The organism is Cytobacillus sp. FSL R7-0696, assembly GCF_038006865.1.
GTDB classification, from domain to species: domain Bacteria; phylum Bacillota; class Bacilli; order Bacillales; family Cytobacillaceae; genus Cytobacillus; species Cytobacillus kochii.
This window is the reverse complement of the sequence record NZ_JBBOWA010000001.1, coordinates 2,261,221-2,277,880: the sequence shown is the minus strand read 5'-3', so window position 1 is coordinate 2,277,880 and position 16,660 is coordinate 2,261,221. Positions and strand designations below refer to the sequence as shown.

The 16,660-nt window shown below is 38.0% G+C and carries 19 protein-coding genes; 2 read left to right on the top strand and 17 right to left on the bottom strand.

Annotated features, from left to right (window positions below):
- The first annotated feature begins 29 nt into the window (after positions 1 to 29).
- Entirely contained in the window at positions 30 to 1,238 is a 1,209-nt protein-coding gene (locus MKX29_RS11755; RefSeq protein WP_224937218.1) for a M20 family metallopeptidase, read from the top strand.
- 171 nt (positions 1,239 to 1,409) lie between these two features.
- Here the strand turns inward: MKX29_RS11755 and MKX29_RS11750 are convergent, their stop codons facing one another.
- The 8 genes from MKX29_RS11750 to MKX29_RS11715 all read right to left on the bottom strand — a co-directional run bounded on the left by MKX29_RS11750 (position 1,410) and on the right by MKX29_RS11715 (position 7,351).
- Positions 1,410 to 2,189, bottom strand: coding sequence for a hypothetical protein (locus MKX29_RS11750; RefSeq protein WP_341105636.1), 780 nt, complete (start codon positions 2,187 to 2,189; stop codon positions 1,410 to 1,412).
- A 209-nt stretch (positions 2,190 to 2,398) separates the two neighbouring features.
- Positions 2,399 to 3,196, bottom strand: coding sequence for a DUF4097 family beta strand repeat-containing protein (locus tag MKX29_RS11745; RefSeq protein WP_251162187.1), 798 nt, complete (start codon positions 3,194 to 3,196; stop codon positions 2,399 to 2,401).
- Entirely contained in the window at positions 3,189 to 3,746 is a 558-nt protein-coding gene (locus MKX29_RS11740; RefSeq protein WP_224937221.1) for an HAAS signaling domain-containing protein, read from the bottom strand. Before MKX29_RS11740 ends, MKX29_RS11745 begins: the two co-directional genes overlap by 8 nt.
- Entirely contained in the window at positions 3,739 to 4,062 is a 324-nt protein-coding gene (locus MKX29_RS11735) for a PadR family transcriptional regulator (protein WP_095371757.1), read from the bottom strand. The genes MKX29_RS11740 and MKX29_RS11735 overlap by 8 nt, the downstream gene beginning before the upstream one ends.
- Positions 4,063 to 4,214: 152 nt before the next feature.
- The gene (locus MKX29_RS11730; RefSeq protein ID WP_341052289.1) at positions 4,215 to 4,967 is read right to left on the bottom strand and encodes an amino acid ABC transporter permease; all 753 of its coding nucleotides are present in this window, start codon (positions 4,965 to 4,967) and stop codon (positions 4,215 to 4,217) included.
- Positions 4,968 to 4,985: 18 nt separating this feature from the next.
- Positions 4,986 to 5,684, bottom strand: coding sequence for an amino acid ABC transporter permease (locus MKX29_RS11725; RefSeq protein ID WP_224937224.1), 699 nt, complete (start codon positions 5,682 to 5,684; stop codon positions 4,986 to 4,988).
- A gap of 51 nt (positions 5,685 to 5,735) precedes the next feature.
- Positions 5,736 to 6,581 carry a transporter substrate-binding domain-containing protein gene (locus MKX29_RS11720; protein WP_224937225.1) on the bottom strand — a complete coding sequence of 282 codons (846 nt, stop codon included), beginning with the start codon at positions 6,579 to 6,581 and terminating at the stop codon, positions 5,736 to 5,738.
- A gap of 17 nt (positions 6,582 to 6,598) precedes the next feature.
- Positions 6,599 to 7,351, bottom strand: a complete 753-nt coding sequence (locus tag MKX29_RS11715; protein ID WP_251162191.1) for an amino acid ABC transporter ATP-binding protein — start codon at positions 7,349 to 7,351, stop codon at positions 6,599 to 6,601.
- Between the two features lie 214 nt (positions 7,352 to 7,565).
- Here MKX29_RS11715 and MKX29_RS11710 point away from each other — a divergent pair, with 214 nt between their 5' ends.
- On the top strand, positions 7,566 to 8,720 hold the full coding sequence (locus tag MKX29_RS11710) for an acyl-CoA dehydrogenase family protein (protein WP_341105633.1): 1,155 nt from the start codon (positions 7,566 to 7,568) through the stop codon (positions 8,718 to 8,720).
- A gap of 199 nt (positions 8,721 to 8,919) precedes the next feature.
- On the opposite strand, the gene MKX29_RS11705 is transcribed toward MKX29_RS11710, so the two are convergent.
- The 9 genes from MKX29_RS11705 to MKX29_RS11665 form a co-directional block, all read right to left on the bottom strand.
- Entirely contained in the window at positions 8,920 to 9,063 is a 144-nt protein-coding gene (locus tag MKX29_RS11705; protein ID WP_341105631.1) for a hypothetical protein, read from the bottom strand.
- A gap of 57 nt (positions 9,064 to 9,120) precedes the next feature.
- Entirely contained in the window at positions 9,121 to 9,318 is a 198-nt protein-coding gene (locus MKX29_RS11700) for a hypothetical protein (RefSeq protein WP_341105629.1), read from the bottom strand.
- A 364-nt stretch (positions 9,319 to 9,682) separates the two neighbouring features.
- Entirely contained in the window at positions 9,683 to 10,900 is a 1,218-nt protein-coding gene (locus MKX29_RS11695; RefSeq protein WP_341105627.1) for an MFS transporter, read from the bottom strand.
- Between the two features lie 21 nt (positions 10,901 to 10,921).
- Positions 10,922 to 11,224 carry a hypothetical protein gene (locus MKX29_RS11690; RefSeq protein ID WP_341105625.1) on the bottom strand — a complete coding sequence of 101 codons (303 nt, stop codon included), beginning with the start codon at positions 11,222 to 11,224 and terminating at the stop codon, positions 10,922 to 10,924.
- Positions 11,225 to 11,240: 16 nt separating this feature from the next.
- Entirely contained in the window at positions 11,241 to 12,272 is a 1,032-nt protein-coding gene (locus MKX29_RS11685; RefSeq protein ID WP_341105622.1) for a DUF2804 domain-containing protein, read from the bottom strand.
- A 12-nt stretch (positions 12,273 to 12,284) separates the two neighbouring features.
- Positions 12,285 to 12,911, bottom strand: a complete 627-nt coding sequence (locus MKX29_RS11680) for a histidine phosphatase family protein (RefSeq protein ID WP_341105619.1) — start codon at positions 12,909 to 12,911, stop codon at positions 12,285 to 12,287.
- Positions 12,912 to 12,930: 19 nt separating this feature from the next.
- A complete protein-coding gene (locus tag MKX29_RS11675) occupies positions 12,931 to 13,731 on the bottom strand; it encodes an MBL fold metallo-hydrolase (RefSeq protein ID WP_341105617.1) in 801 nt (266 codons plus the stop codon).
- Between the two features lie 372 nt (positions 13,732 to 14,103).
- Positions 14,104 to 15,204, bottom strand: coding sequence for a ribosome small subunit-dependent GTPase A (gene rsgA, locus MKX29_RS11670; RefSeq protein WP_341105614.1), 1,101 nt, complete (start codon positions 15,202 to 15,204; stop codon positions 14,104 to 14,106).
- Positions 15,201 to 16,373, bottom strand: coding sequence for a bis-aminopropyl spermidine synthase family protein (locus tag MKX29_RS11665; RefSeq protein ID WP_341105612.1), 1,173 nt, complete (start codon positions 16,371 to 16,373; stop codon positions 15,201 to 15,203). The genes rsgA and MKX29_RS11665 overlap by 4 nt, the downstream gene beginning before the upstream one ends.
- Positions 16,374 to 16,660: the final 287 nt, after the last annotated feature.

Genomic DNA, 16,660 nt, shown 5'->3' with positions numbered 1-16,660 from the left:
ATATTTTTTTACATAGAAGGAGGATTTATATGTTAGAAAAGCTTTATTCATTACTACAAGAACATTATAACGAAATGGTTGAAATCAGAAGACATTTGCACCAGCACCCTGAACTTTCTTTTCAAGAAGTGGAAACACCCAAGTTCATTGCTAACTATCACCAAAAGCTTGGACATGAAGTCCGAACTGGTGTAGGAGAGCGTGGTGTTGTCGCTAAATTACATGGAGCAAAGCCCGGAAAAACCATCGCTTTAAGAGCGGATTTCGATGCATTACCCATTCATGAGGAAAATGATTTTCCTTATAAGTCTAAAAAACCCGGTGTCATGCATGCTTGCGGTCACGATACACACACAGCGACATTACTTGTTTTAGCAAAAGTACTCAATAAACTTCAAAATGAAATTGAGGGCACAATTGTCTTCATTCATCAACATGCGGAAGAATATATGCCGGGTGGTGCGATTGCGATGATTGAAGATGGTTGCTTGGAAGGGGTCGATGTTATTTTCGGTCAACATATTTCATCCGGTGAACCATTAGGTGAAATCGGCTATCGTTCTGGGCCACTCATGGCAGCAGCTGACCGCTTCCATATTAAACTCCAAGGAAGAGGTGGACATGGCGCCCATCCTCACGAAGCAAATGACAGTATCGTTCTCGGCGCTCAACTCATTGTTAATCTCCAACAAATCGTTAGCCGCCGTATTGATCCACTCGAATCTGCTGTTCTTTCTATTGGTGAATTCGATGCCAAAAATGCATTCAATGTCATAGCTGATTCTGTCACACTTACAGGAACGGTTCGAACCTTTAACGAAAACATAAGGAATAGGATGGAAAGAGAAATCGAGCGTGTAATCGAAGGAACCTGCTTAACTGCGGCTGCAAGTTATGATTATAAATATGTTCATGGCTATCCAGCTCTTGTCAACCATGCAGCTGAAACAAAGTTTGTTGCTCAATTAGCTGGTGAGGTTCCTGGTGTAACTGCGGCTGTAGAGATTGCCCCTCGTATGGGTGGTGAAGACTTCGCTTACTATTTACAAAAAGTTCCTGGCACCTTCTTCAATACCGGTGCAGCTATTGTTGGAAGAACACCATACCCTCATCATCATCCTAAATTTGATATTGATGAAAGAGGCATGCTCATTGCAGCAAACATGCTCGCCACAGCTACAGTAAAGTATATGGAACAACAAGGTGTAGTGGATACCACAGTCATTGAGACGCTTTAATCTGTTCTGAGTACTTTGTTTTAGAATCATGATTGATGTAATCCACTCTTAGAGTCTAAGAGGGTGTAGGTTTTACTGAGGGCGGTGAATGCTTCTTTTTATATACTTGTGGCAGCAATTTCTTACCACTTTATTTGCATGGTCAGAAGTCGCCTTCTACAAGAAGAGGAATTACCATATGCATAAGACTGTATTACGCGCAGTTAGCGTGGGGCTTTGTTTTGCTTTTGCGCGTATTTCTCTTTTACGCGCAGTTGGCAATGGGTCTTCCTTTCCTTTTGCGCGTATCTCCTTTTTACGCGCAGTTGACTCTGGGTTTTCCTTTGCTTTTGCGCGTATTTCTCTTTTACGCGCAGTTGACTCTGCGTTTTCCTTTCCTTTTGCGCGTATTTCTCCTATACGCGCAGTTGGCCCTAAGTTTTCCTTTCCTTTTGCGCGTATTTCCTTTTTACGCGCAGTTGCCACTGGGTTTTCCTTTCCTTTTGCGCGTATTCCCCTTTTACGCGCAGTTAGCTCTGCGTTTTCCTTTGTTTTTGCGCGTATCTCCCTTTTGCGCGCAGTTGACTCTGCGTTTTCCTTTCCTTTTGCGCGTATCTCTCTTTTACGCGCAGTTGACTCTAAATTTTTCTTTGCTTTTGCGTGTATTTCCCTTTTACGCGCAGTTGACTCTAAATTTTCCTTTCCTTTTGCGCGTATTTCCCTTTTACGCGCAGTTGACTCTAAGTTTTCCTTTGCTTTTGCGCGTATCTCTCTTTTACGCGCAATTGACTCTAAGTTTTCCTTTGCTTTTGCGCGTATCTCTCTTTTACGCGCAATTGACTCTAAGTTTTCCTTTGCTTTTGCGCGTATCTCTCTTTTACGCGCAATTGGCTCTAAGTTTTCCTTTGTTTTTGCGCGTATTTCCCTTTTACGCGCTGTTGGCACTGAGTTTTCCTTTGCTTTTGCGCACACCGCATTCGTTTTTCCCTCCTGTCTGAGTGTCGTGATTACTTATTTTTCTATACTCCCCCTCTATTCCTAGCCAAGTACAACATTCCTTCCTTTTAGCAACTCTTAATCACCGGGACACCCTCTCCCAACATAGTATATTACAATATTTTCCACACACAGGTTTCGCCGAGAAAAAAGAGACAGCCTCAAGGGACTGCCTCCTACGTTCCTTATTTTTCCGTTAATTCAATTCTCCCATTACTTGTCTTCAACTTCACTTCTACCGACCCGTCACCAATGGTTCGATTTCCTTCATTCGATCCAAGGATTTGCACCGAACCATTGCTCGTGTTAGCTGTGATGGTTGTATTGTTAACTGCTTCTTCTACCTCAACAATAATCGCACCATTGGAAGTGGCTAAGTCTAACGGAGAGTGAATAGTTGGTAGTGACATTTGGATAGCTCCATTACTCGTTTGAGCTTTTATTTCACCTTGTATATCATTTGCAATGATTGCACCATTACTCGTTTTTGCATGAATATAATCACTATCAAGTTGCTTTAATCGTAGCTTTCCATTCTTCGTATCTAATATGACTTGATTGGCATTCAACTCCGATACATCTATGACACCATTGCTGCTTTCGACACTTATTTCTTCATATGCTTCTCTTGGTAAATAAACTTCTATTTGTTTATTAAACTCTTCTAAATCAAAACTAAATAAGCGAAACGTCCTTTTATCCGTTTGATGCTCTACTTTCAAAGTATCTCCTGCAACGGATACTTTGAAATCCTCATGTTCTTTTCCTTTCATTTCACCACTTAATCTCACCTCTGCCTCGCCATCGGTTGGAGCGAGGATAACTTGGGCATTATCTGTTTTAACCTCTACATTGTTAAAGGCTTCTTCAATTGTTTTCGTCTCCGAAACATTTTCTGCTTGCAATTGCCCATAGGTAAACGCAAACCCGACTCCACCAACGCAAACGAGCAATCCACCAATTAATAATAACTTCTTAATCACCCTTCATACCTCCTTTAACAATCGAGACGTTATAAGAAAGATAACGAATAAAAATTTTCTTCATGAATTTAGTAACATACATCATAGCGACCAATAATAATAACCCCAACCCACAAAAAAGAATAGCAGCAAATAAGTTCACTAATTCAAATGATGAGGTTATAAAAATGTCGATGAGCACTAATAAGGGTGAAATAATACCTGCAAAACTTACAATCCAACCGGAAAAGATTATACTAACGATGGCAAGGAAGGGACCGAGGACAATGATTAGATTAAATAGACCTAATCCAATGACAGCCAATGTCGCCTGCAAAATATTTTGGATGCCACCATCACCTTTTGCTTGCTCGATATGGTAACTCGCCTTAACCTCCTTAGCAATGCCTCTCGGTGAACCGAGATCTTTAGCAATTTCCTCCTCTGTTTTCCCTTCTTCTAATCCAAATTCGAAATGGGCTTCATAATCTTGAAGTAATTCCATTCTTTCTTGTTTATCAATATCTTTTAATTCCGCTTCTAAGGTGATGAGAAATTCCCGTTTATTCATCTTTAACACCTTCTTTTATTAAATGATTAACCCCGTTTGTAAATTCGTACCACTCTGCTAACAACGCCTGTAAATAGATGCGTCCTTTATCTGTTAACTGATAATATTTTCTTGGTGGACCTTCTTTAGATTCCTGTAAATAAGTTGTAAAATACTCTTCCTTCGTTAACCTGCGCAATAATGGATAAACCGTACCTTCAGATATTTGAATTTGATCAGATATCTTCTGTACGAGCTCATATCCATAATGATCCTGCTTATCAAGCAAAACTAAGACGCATAACTCGAGCACACCCTTCTTAAACTGGACGTTCATTTTCTTCCTCCTTCCACTACTATATATTATATAGTACTAAACAATATGTGTTATTAAATTCTGTAATCATACTATAGCAGGTAGTATTATACATTGCAAGGTACTGAATGAAATTTTCCAAAAAAAAGAAGCCCGTAGACTTCATTTTAGCTTTAGACTCTTAAAGGAACATCTTTACTAATCGTTGTGTTCATTTTCTTTTGCTTTATCTCTTTATTCCTCATTTTTCCTTCTATATAGGTAAATAGCACTTCCAATAACCAACAAATCAACCAATAGATCAGAGCAGCGACTAAGTACATTTCCAAAAAGTGATAACCATCATTAGCAATGATTTTTGCCAGTGCCATCACTTCTACAACTTTTACCGCAAATGCTAGTGAGGTCGCCTTTATTAAACCAATAAATGTATTTCCCAAGTTTGGTAAGGCCACTAAGAAAGCTTGCGGGAGGACAATTCTTTTTAACGCTTGAAAAGTAGTCATTCCCACAGAATGGGCCGCTTCCATTTGTCCGATTTGTACAGCATTTAAGGATGCCCGCATAATTTCTGCTTGATAAGCTGATACATTAATTGTGAATGCAATAAAAGCGTAAAGCAGTGGTGAAATATGATCAGCATTATAGGCTGTACCGAAAGATTGATTCATTTTTTCTAATAGAACAGGCACACCGTAGAAGAATACATATAATTGTACCAATAATGGCGTACCTCTAATAAATGATATATAAATAATGAAGAGGCGATTAAGGATAGGGACGCGATAAATTCGGCAAAGAGCAATTAGCAGACCGAATATCAATCCAAACACCATTGCAACAACAGCAATCGCTAAGGTGATAGGCACCCCTTTTAAAACCTCAGGAATCTGCTCAATAGCAAATTCAAAATTGATCATAGGCATTAAGTGTTCATTCCTTCATTATAATTTGGATAAACTGATCTTTCCTTTCTTTAAAACCTTTTCTAATGTACTAATGACCATTTCTATTAAAATACAAGTGCCCCAGTATATAAGAGAAATGACGACATAAATCTCAAACATACCTATACCATGGTTATTACCTAATATAATCCTTACTTGACCCATAATATCGATAATACCAATCGTGAATGCTAAGGAAGTATCTTTTAATAGCTCGATAATGTTATTACCTAAATTCGGTAAAGATAAAACGAAGGCTTGAGGCAACACCACTCTCCATAATGCTTGTGTATAAGTCATTCCTACACTATATGCTGCTTCAAATTGATCCTCACCAACTGCCAAATAGGCAGAACGTACAACTTCTGAAAGATAAGCAGCATTATGCAGGGAGAGACTAATTAAAACAAAAATCATCCGATCCATACTATTAATATCAATTTGAAAAGCTAATAACAGCTGTGGTAACCCAAAATAAACAAGAAATAATTGCACTAATAAAGGTGTCGATCGACAGAATGAGAGATAAAATGTTGCGATTTGATAAAGTACTTTGAATCTCTTAATACGGATAATCGCTATAGCTACGCCTAAGACTAATGAACAAACTAATGAAATGAGTAACATAAATAAGGTGATTGGTAGCTTATCTAATACTTGTATAAACAAACTAAACCAATCATTCACCACAGACATTCAACCTTCTCCCCTTTCTAATAACAAAGAATAATCCGTAATTCGATGTGATTACGGATTAAATTTATAGTTTTCCTCATTGATATAATCTAAGTTCTCGAAGAAATTGACTTCAAACCATTTTTCAGCCAAATCTGGTAAGGTACCATCCTCAATAAGCTCTTTCGTCACCTCATCGAACTCTTTAGCTAATTCTGTGTGTTCTTTATTAAAGACGGCATAAACAGGCTCTTTTGACACAATCCCGGCCACTTTCAAATTTAAATCCAACTCTTTTTGGACAGCATTGAATGTTGTTACATTAATAAACATGGCATCATCCTTACCATCATTAACCCGCTCTAGGTTATCTGCATTAGAAGGAAATTCAATACTCTCAATATCAATTTGCTCATCAGGATTGTTTTTGTTATAACTATTTAATATTGTTCTTAAACCACCACTAGGAGACATCGGTGCTAATTTTTTGCCTACCATATCTTCTAATGTTTTGATATCTTCACGATCTGGTTGTGTTACGAGAGAAGTGAGTGAATAACCAAATTCCTGTTCTGGATAAAGGAACTTTTCTTCTCTTTCAGGGTTTTTAAAAAACCAATTAATCGCAAAATCATATTTGCCTGTATCCACGCCAACTAAATTTGCTTCCTCTTCTCCCCAAACATATTCAAAATGGTAGTCTTCTAATTTCTTTTCTACTTCTTTCAAATAATCCATATCGTAACCAATTGGCTCATTATTATCGTCCGCATATAGGAATGGTGGATTCACCTCGTCACTTATGGCGACAGTAATAACTTTCTTACCATCTTCAGTTGTCCCATTACTTGAAGACGAGCACCCAGCAATGAATAAAACGCTTATTATAATTAAAAATGCAATATTTAACCCTTTCATTTTAGTCCTCCATTCTCTTAGATAGTAAAGTCTGGTTCTTTCATTATTCTTTTTAAAAACTTCCTTGTTCTCTCTTGTTTCGGGTGAATAAGAATGTCGTCAGGCGGCCCTTGTTCGATAATCTGGCCATCATCCATAAATACCACTCTATTCGAAACCTCACGAGCAAAATCTATCTCATGGGTGACTATCATCATCGTAACCCCACCACTAGCTATTTCTCGAATAATTTCTAGCACTTCTCCTACCATTTCCGGGTCAAGTGCTGAAGTTGGCTCGTCAAACAATATAACGTCCGGATTGAGCGCTAACGCCCGGGCAATCCCCACTCTTTGTTTTTGACCTCCAGAAAGTTGTTGCGGATACGCATTGATCTTATCTGCTAAACCTACCTTAGTTAGAATGTCTATCCCGATTTCTCTCGCTATTTTTTTCGATTTCTTTTGTGCGACGATTAAACCTTCTGTGACGTTTTCTAGAACCGTTTTATTCTCAAAAAGATTATAGTGTTGAAAAACCATCGCCGTCCTTCTTCTTAATTGGAGAATGTCTTTCTTTACTGGTTTTTTTGTTTGTATCGTTAAATCATGGATTGATATTGTTCCTTCGTCTGGTTTTTCCAAATAGTTCACACATCTAAGGAGCGTTGTTTTTCCTGAACCGCTCGGACCAATAATTGTAACAACATCCCCTTTGGATACTTCTAAATCAATACCTTTTAATACATGGTTATTTTTAAACTTTTTATGAATATGCTTCAGTAAGATCATTTAAACCTCACTTTCCTGCATTACTGCATCGGTGTTAGAATTTTATAAAAAAAGATTAACAAAACAATTTCTATATGTAAAGTCGGAATTTTATTATTTTTTAAATATTTCAACAAACCAGTATCCCCTCCTTGACGAACCTGAACCACTTGTTTAACATTTAAACCAACAAAGGAAGTAGGGATTAGATCGTTCATTAGAGGAGGAAGAGACATTGGTTTCACAATTATTCGTGAAGACGGAAGAGCAGACAAAGTGGTTACATGCATTACAGACAAAAAAAGCGACGTTTCTTAGTCGTTCACAAGAGATAGATGAAGAGGCGAAATTCCCTCATGAGAATATTCGTGAATTAGTGGAATTAGGTTATACAAAAGTGACATTACCTAAAAAATATGGGGGTGAGGGGCTTGGTGTGTATGACATGGTTCTTTTCCAAGAAACCCTTGCTTCCTACGATAGTGCCACTGCCTTAAGTATCGGCTGGCATGTTGGTGGATTAGGTGAAATCTATGAAAAGCAACTATGGACAGAGAAACAACTTGCCTCTTTTGCAAATGATGTACAAAAAGGCGCACTTGTGAACCGGTCTGTGAGCGAAGCACAAACAGGTAGCCCGACAAGAGGTGGCAGACCCGGAACAACTGCTGTGCGCCAAAAAGGTTCGTGGGTTATTAATGGCCGTAAAAATTTTACAACCATGTCGCCTGCTTTAACCTATTTTCTCACTTCTGCCTGGATAGAGGAGAAACAAACGATTGGCTTTTTCTTAATTCATAAAGATACGCCAGGATTATCTATTGACGAAACATGGGACGTCGTGGCTATGAGAGGAACAGGAAGTCATGATCTCGTATTAGATCAAGTAGTCATTCCTGAAGAGGCACTCGTTGAAACAATTGCTGACAGGGGAAAATCTTTAAATGGATGGGTATTACATATCCCCGCCTGCTATCTCGGAATTGCTCAAGCAGCTAGAGATTATGCCGTACAATTTGCCTTAGAGCATAAACCAAATAGTATAAAGGGGTCTATTAGTGAATTACCGAATGTACAAACACTTCTCGGTGAAATCGATGCCGCTTTGCTTGCTGCAAGACATCTACTCTATCACGTGGCCGAAGTATACGATGATATAGATAGAAGAAAATATATTGAAAACGAACTATCTGTTGCTAAATACCAAGTCACACATGCAGCACTTACCGTTGTCGATAAAGCGATGCGTGTCGCAGGAGCAAAAAGCTTACAACGTAATAATCCACTTCAAAGATATTACCGAGACGTCCGTGCTGGTCTTCATAATCCGCCAATGGACAATATCACTATTCAAAAACTTGCCGAATCAGCGATTGCTGTCTATAAATAAGGGCAAGCTAGAATCAGACACGAGGGAATTCCAAAATTAAATTTCTCCGTGTCTTTTTTTGTGGCGATAAGTAGCGTTTGGAGGTGATTGGGGAGGTTCAAACTGAGAGGATAACATTTGTAGTAGGGGAATGGGGGATTTCGACTCAGCGCATTTTTGTCACTTGTTATGTTTGTCATCACGAATTTGGCAATCTATCTTACCACTTGCTTTTTCTCATGACTATTTTAGGTCCGTCACCACATCTTTTTGCTTTTTCATTTGGGATGTGTTCGGATTTCGTTTTTGACAACACACCTACTTGCTTTTCATCCGAGTTATGTTCGTATTCCCTTTTTGGCAACTCACCTACCTCCTTTTCGTCCGAGTTATGTTCGTATTCCCATTTTGACAACTCATCTCACCGCTTACCATCCGAGTTATGTTCGTATTCCCATTTTGACAACTCACCTACCTCCTTTTCGTCCGAGTTATGTTCGTATTCCCATTTTGACAACTCACCTACCTCCTTTTCGTCCGAGTTATGTTCGTATTCCCATTTTGGCAACTCACCTACCTGCTTTTCATCCGAGTTATGTTCGTATTCCCATTTTGGCAACTCACCTACCTCCTCTCGTCCGAGTTGTGTTCGTATTCCCAATTTGACAACTCATCTACCTGCTTTTCATCCGAGTTGTGTTCTTATCCCCAATTTGACAACTCATCTACCTGCTTTTCATCCGAGTTATGTTCGTATTCCCATTTTGGCAACTCACCTACCTCCTTTTCATACGAGTTGTGTTCGTATTCCCAATTTGACAACTCATCTACCTGCTTTCCATCCTAGTTGTGTTCGTATCTCCAATTTGACAATTCATCGTTCTGCTTTTCATCCTAGCTGTGTTCGTATTGAAACTTTCACATTTCCCAACACTTCTTTTTATCTTTTTTTCCCTAATTACCTCCACTATTCCTATTTTGCTTCAATCCAGTGGTCTCATCTCACTTAGCCTCACACCATTGTGTCTATATTTGAATAGAAACAGAGATAATAAGCTTAATATTGTGGTCCCGATTAAGAAGGGCAAATAAGTGTTCCATTCAGTTATCACCCCTGCTAAGAAAGTAGCGAGCATTCCGGTAAGACTTGTCAGAACATGTACTGCGCTTCTGACGCGAGCGATTAAATGATCGGGTGTAATTCCTTGTTGGACAGAGATTTGGACAACAAATCCCATTGAAAGCGCACCATCAAATAGAACCATCCCCAAACACATCAAATAAAAATGACTAGTGGTCAAAAGTATAATCCCAACCCCTGAGATTGCCATGAGGATACCTAGGAAAGGTAGCCAATTCATTTGCTTAAACCGCGGCATGAGAAAAACACCTAGCAGATTACCAATACCGGCGCATGACAGTAACAGTCCAATTTGTGTTTCTGAAAAAGATAGCGTTAAATCTGCATGCATGATGACACTGAGGATGATAAAGGTGGTACTAAAAGAGAGGGATATCGCTGTTAAAGTAATTAACATTTGTGGCGTATTAATAAAAAGTTGGCCCATTCCTGCTTTCGATTCTTCGATAAAAGTCCTTACACTTTTTATTAAAGTTTGTTGTTTTTTCACCGTTGGTTGATGATTGTATTTTATGAAAATAAGCAGAAGCATGGCTGCGAGATAGAGCGTGCCACAAATGATGAGGGTAGTCGAGCCACCATATGTTGCAAGGAGATAGCCACCTAAGGCTGGGCCAATGAATGTAACAATGGCATCCGCTGCCTTAAGTAAATTATTCGCACTTAAAAGCCTTTCTCTCGAAACAATGCGGGGAATCATTGCTTGTTGGGCAATTTGAATAACAAGACCAGCAAAACCGAGTAAAAATATAATGATAGTGATCAACCATAGGTCCCCTATACCTCTAGCGAAAATATAAGAAAGAAAAAATAACAAACAGCCGTATACGAAATTGGCAACCCAAGCTACAGTCACCACATTGATTCTTTCAATAAACGTTCCTACTGGAATGGCAAAGAGAATCGATGCCGCCTTTTGCACCATTAATACAGCCGTCGTTATAATAGGAGACCCAGAAATACCGAGAACAATGAGGGGAAGGATAAGTTCATAAAAACGATCACTTAAAAGACGCGATAAGTAATGACTCCACACTTTAATAAATTCTTCGTTTATCATCGACCCACCCTCATTCCCCTTCTATATCGTTTTCGTATATTTTACCCATGCCAATACATTCAATAGAATTGTCACGACTAAAAGCACACTTGAAGCAAAGACAGCTGAACTGGTTATATCCATCAAGGCACTAAAATCTCCTATTTCTACAAGAAATTTTTGCACCATTAATTGGAATAAAATAGCCGTACTACAACAGATGAAACATAAAAATGAATACGTCGTCCACCGTTTGGTATTTTCTTGTTCTCGACTAAGATTCAGCAACGGTAAGATCCAAGCAACCATGCCTAAAACCAGACTCCCTATATTTAACCAACCCATAATAACCACCTTTTTCTTACCATTTATTCTCCACCCTCTCAGCAAAACCAAGAAAGTCTTTCAGTACAATGGTTGTTCCATCATCCAATACCGCTTTACCAGTGAAATGACCAAATACTTGATGTTGATCACTAGAAATAACTATGACCGAGGTGTGGTCTTTACGATCTAAAATGGGGATGAAGTCCATTTCGAATCTTCCATCGCTTGAAGTGAATCGCCAAGGTGAGAGATAGTCAAAGATTCCATTATTTTGTGGGATATGGAAAGTAACCTCTTCCAGTTTATGGGCCACTCCATCATAGAAGAGCATATTTTCACTGGCAAGTGAAGTATCGCCAAAACCATAGCCGATATTAAAACCGAATGTTTTCCCCTCGACAACACCAGATGCTGATCCCCAATACCACGTATTTTTATATGTCCATACTCCCCTGCCCCAGTCTAATGTAGCAAAGCTATTCTTTTCCTGAAATTGATATTCTGTTTGCCCATAGTGGACACTGCCCTTTGCACGCATACCATTGATCTTTTGATTATAGTAAAACGCTTGTCGATCTTCCTTAAATGGAATAGCCATTACAATAGAATCTTTAGCCTCATTAACTAAATCAATGTCACAGGCAAAGTCAGTTTTACCATCGAAATTTTTCATATGACAACATAATTTCCTACCATTCTTTATATGCGAAAAAGACAGCTTAATTCGCTTATCTTGGTAAACAATATCGCCTTCCTTTGAAGTCGACGGTAAGTTCAACTTCCCAAATGTAAGAGGCTTCATCATACTTGTCGTTCGATAGGATGCACGCTTAAAATCAAGAAAAGACACACTCAATAAAGCCATGTAGGAATTGTCGGCAATGGTTAGAGCGACACCAAAATCATCATTACAAACTAAATAATAATCCCATTCCTTTATTCTCCATGCTTGAGCCTTGATGGCCTTTCGATCATATGTAAGCAGGAGCTGTTTTGCATACCCTGCTTGAACAAGTTCCCCTTTATCATTTAAAAGATGACCCGCTTCCGTCATTTCTCTCTGCACAATGTAACCTCCCTAAGTGAATTCATATTGGTCCGGTTGAAGATGAGACATATCTGCTTCCAATAGGATATTTTTCTGACCATTTACAATGTCAATTACTGAAAGACAAGTATCATGAATGTACGGGGCATCCCAAAGATTTTCCATAGGTATTTGTTTTAAGTAGGCAAGAAGCGTTTTAATTACGACCGTATGTGTAACAAGCAAAACATTTCCATTCTTATGGTTTGTCATCACTCTTTTTAGCATTTTTACTGCTCGATCCTGTACTTGCTGAAAACTTTCTCGTTCTGTTGGATGATAGAGATGAGGCGCACGCCAAAAGGCATGGAACTCATCTGCGTATTGTTTTTCTACATCTGATTGTTGCTGCCCCTCCCAACTTCCCATATAAATCTCTTGTAAATCCTCATCAGTAAAAATCTTAATTGGGCGATTGCTTTTAATCAGGCTCGCCGTCATCATCGTTCTTCCACTTGGACTGGCATAAATCGCATCAAACGGGACTTTGCTTAAATGTTCTCCTAATAATTTGGCGTTCTCCCTCCCAATTGTTGTTAGGTTAGAATCTAATCTTCCCTGTAGCCTTCTTTCTCTATTCCATTCTGTCTGACCATGTCTTGTCATGTATAATTTCACCATTCACCCTTCTTTCTGTCTAAAATCGGAAACTTATCTGTTGAAAGGAATGTATGCCTGTCCCAAATCGATCCAATTGATGACTCTTTAAATACTGAACTGCATCATAAGCTTCCTTCAAAACAGTCGGTGCTAATCCTAATGTATGATGTGATCCGAACACTTTTGCAACATTGGGAATCAGCGCTATTTTTTCAATTGATCGTACGAGATCAGAGGGACTCGTCGAAGGATAAAAAGCGAATATAGGCTCAGTATCATACAATAAATCACCTGTAAATAGGTAGTTATATGTTTCATCAAAAATAGTAATATGCCCCGGTGAGTGTCCTGGCGTATGATAGATTTTGAGTTTTCGATTCCCTAATTGCAGCACATCACCATCCGCTAGTAAAGCGGTCGGCTCTCCTGTAAAAGGCTGATACGTTTCAGGATTAAATGTTTTCGGGGTGGGGATTGTAATATCTCTTTGTATATCAGTGCGGATTTGTTGGAGCGTAAGACCACTAATACCATTAACTAACCAGTCTTTATCTAGCTCATGAACGTAAATCGTATCGTACAACCCATGTCCACCAATATGATCGACATGAACATGCGTTGTTATGACCTCAATAGGTAAGAAAGTTAATTGATCGGTTATACGTTTAATGTTATCTATTCCAAGACCTGTATCAATGAGTACCGCTTTTTCTTCACCAATGAGTAAAAACGAATGTACTTTTTCCCAGTGGCCATATTCACTAATCGCATACGTTTTACTATCAATTAATTGCACAGTAAACCAAGAATCTTTAATTAACACAAGCTTCACCTGCATTTCAAATTTTGGGTTGGAAGAGTTTTTGAGGTACTTAATGTATAATGGTTGGTCTATTCTTAATTATAGCAATTTTTGGTAGATGTGAATAGATAACGATATCTAAATAAGAGATATCAACATTTGTATTAAATAGCTTCTATTAAATGGATCGTTTTGGAAGAAATAAAGCCATTTTTCAGTTCTTTTATCTTCTGAACTTATTCTTTCTATGTTCATAAGATATTGCGTGTCAATCTCGTCCTTCAGTTTATGTACACTATTTCAAAAATAAAAATCCTATTTAACTATACAACCTATCTATCAAAAAATAGGGTAACAGCTCAACATGGAGATGTTACCCTATTCTTTATTTTAATCCTTTCTTAGACTTCATCTTTTTTTATCTCTACTCTGTTCTTTGATGGACTTTCTGAAATTCCTAAAGTTTTTCATGCCGCCCATACTACTAAGCATTTCATTTGTCTTTTCTTTTTCAATCATTTTAGAATTCAAACCTTGATACTTAGTCTCTTTTTTTAGTTTCCAATAGCTTTCTAACCTCTCAACAGACAAAAAACCATCTTTAATTGCCTTTTGTACTGCACAGTTCGGCTCATGTTGATGTGTACAATCATTAAATTTACAATCAAAAGCAAGTTGATTAATATCAGAAAAGGATGTCGTTAAATCTGCACTTATAATCCCAAGTTCCCTCATACCGGGGGTATCTATAACAACACCTAAATTTGGCAACATAATCAGTTCTCGTCTTGTAGTAGTGTGTCTGCCCTTATCATCATTTCTTAAACCATTCGTATCTAATATTTTTTGCCCTATCAGACAATTGATTAAGGTTGATTTTCCAACTCCAGATGAACCTATAAACGCTACTGTCTTACCGCTAGCGAGATAACTTTTTAAGGAATGGTACCCTTCATCAGAAACACTTGTTGTAACATGTACTGCTACACCTATTGCAATAGAAGATATTTCATTAAGCCTTGCTTCTATTTCATTACATAAATCTGATTTTGTAAGTACAATAACCGGTGTTGCACCACTATCCCATGCGATAGAAAGGTAACGCTCTAGTCTACGTAGATTATAATCATCGTTCAATGACATACAAATAAAAACCGTATCAATATTTGTAGTTACCATCTGTATATCTTCTTTAGTTCCTGCCATTTTACGTGCAAATGCGCTTTTTCGTGAAAGTATGTGATGAATAATTCCGTTCCCCTGTGAATTATTTGTTCTATCAATCATTACAAAATCTCCCACAGCAGGATATTCAGAAATTCCTTTTACATTATAGTGATATTTACCAGAGATCTCAGCAACTATCTCACTTTTTTCTGTGATTACCTTATATAAGTTTTTAGATTGTGATGAAACTCTACCAATAAAAAGGTCTTTATATTTTTTAGACTCCTGTATAAATTCTTCAGTAAGTCCTAAATTTTTCATATCAATATTATTCAACTTCATTTCCTCCTAACTTGTTTTTTTACTAACACAAATTTATTTTGATTGCACACCGGACATCCTTGATTTTTCAACGCTTCGATTGTAGGAAAGTCTCCCTGGATGCCAACAAGGGTTGCTCTATTACACGACTTACATTGGTAAGTACGGATTGTTTGCCTTACCTCACCTGTATAGATTGCATCTTCGAATCGACCTATAATATTAGGCTTCGTTGATTCTGTTGTTTGAAGAACGATCATTTGTCCTTTATTTCCAATCATTTGTGCCCCTTCGTATTCATTAAAATTTACTATAATCTCTTTAATTGAGAGACTCATGTGTATTAGCTCATGCTGCAATGCCAGCATAAAGTCTGGTGATTTATGGGCAAATGACAAAAAGATTGGGAAGCCTTTTTCTTTCTTTAAAGCGCTTATTCCGCGAGAAAGGAACAAAGACATTCCTTGTAACGTATAAGGCGGATCTGTAAAAAAGCAATCGTATTGTTCGTGAAAATACTCTGGTAGTAATTGTCGCAAATCCATATGAAGGTCATTAATAGATAGGCCTTCTCGTTCATTTATATGAAGAATATATTGTAAGAATCGGTAATCATTATCTATGACGGTAATCATGGTGTTTTTATTCCTCTTATCCGGAAATAACCGGTTAAGAAGAAGGCCGAGCGACACACTGACTAGGTCGTCATCACCAACACACAAGATTTTTTTTCCTATCAACGCATGCTCTCTTAGGCAAAGTATTGCCCGACGCAAACTTGTTTCGGGTGTGCATTTTGATTGATCAATTTGCACATTAACTTGTGGGCGTAATTGAAATAACCTTGTTAGTAACGATAATATACCTTCAAGCTCTACCTTCCAATCTGTCTCATTAGTCATAAGCCTTTGATATAAGGCTTTGTCTAATCCATCATATCCTAATTCATTTTCGATATATGAAAGCCCTTTATAGGTACAACGCACCCCACGATCCTGGATTAATGCACCTGCCTTTATAAGTTCCTTCTTAACCGCAGTAGCCACTGGAACTGGAAGAAGGACTTTTCGTGCTAGTTCTTTTGTTGATATCCCAGGTTGTATAAAACATTCAACCAAAAGTTGTTCAATTACCAAAGGACCCTCTTGAAGACATACCTTTGCATTAACTTGTTCAATATAATTATTCATGGAATCACTCGCTTATTGTCGATATTTTAATGTGCTTTATTCATTGTGGATAAACACACACGTCATCCAAACAGATACTTAATCCCAAATAAAAAAGGACAGAAAATGAACATATAGTCCATCTTCTGTCCTTTTTAGGATATTGACTACCAAATGACTTTTTTGTCAGAATGATACCGGTCGTTAAAAAAACCTATTTCTAACGTGAGAGTAAAAAATATAACCGTGCAAACGAGCACGGCTTTTGTAGTCAATTATAAATTAAGGATGGCCGTTGTGTTCTTAAC

Bases quoted from the DNA above. Each gene is read 5' to 3' on its own strand.
- MKX29_RS11755 (WP_224937218.1), top strand. From the start codon at position 30: ATGTTAGAAAAGCTTTATTCATTACTACAAGAACATTATAACGAAATG.
- MKX29_RS11740 (WP_224937221.1), bottom strand. From the start codon at position 3,746: ATGAATAAACGGGAATTTCTCATCACCTTAGAAGCGGAATTAAAAGAT.
- MKX29_RS11735 (WP_095371757.1), bottom strand. From the start codon at position 4,062: ATGAACGTCCAGTTTAAGAAGGGTGTGCTCGAGTTATGCGTCTTAGTT.
- MKX29_RS11730 (WP_341052289.1), bottom strand. From the start codon at position 4,967: ATGCCTATGATCAATTTTGAATTTGCTATTGAGCAGATTCCTGAGGTT.
- MKX29_RS11725 (WP_224937224.1), bottom strand. From the start codon at position 5,684: ATGTCTGTGGTGAATGATTGGTTTAGTTTGTTTATACAAGTATTAGAT.
- MKX29_RS11720 (WP_224937225.1), bottom strand. From the start codon at position 6,581: ATGAAAGGGTTAAATATTGCATTTTTAATTATAATAAGCGTTTTATTC.
- MKX29_RS11715 (WP_251162191.1), bottom strand. From the start codon at position 7,351: ATGATCTTACTGAAGCATATTCATAAAAAGTTTAAAAATAACCATGTA.
- MKX29_RS11695 (WP_341105627.1), bottom strand. From the start codon at position 10,900: ATGATAAACGAAGAATTTATTAAAGTGTGGAGTCATTACTTATCGCGT.
- MKX29_RS11690 (WP_341105625.1), bottom strand. From the start codon at position 11,224: ATGGGTTGGTTAAATATAGGGAGTCTGGTTTTAGGCATGGTTGCTTGG.
- MKX29_RS11675 (WP_341105617.1), bottom strand. From the start codon at position 13,731: ATGCAGGTGAAGCTTGTGTTAATTAAAGATTCTTGGTTTACTGTGCAA.
- rsgA (WP_341105614.1), bottom strand. From the start codon at position 15,204: ATGAAGTTGAATAATATTGATATGAAAAATTTAGGACTTACTGAAGAA.
- MKX29_RS11665 (WP_341105612.1), bottom strand. From the start codon at position 16,373: ATGAATAATTATATTGAACAAGTTAATGCAAAGGTATGTCTTCAAGAG.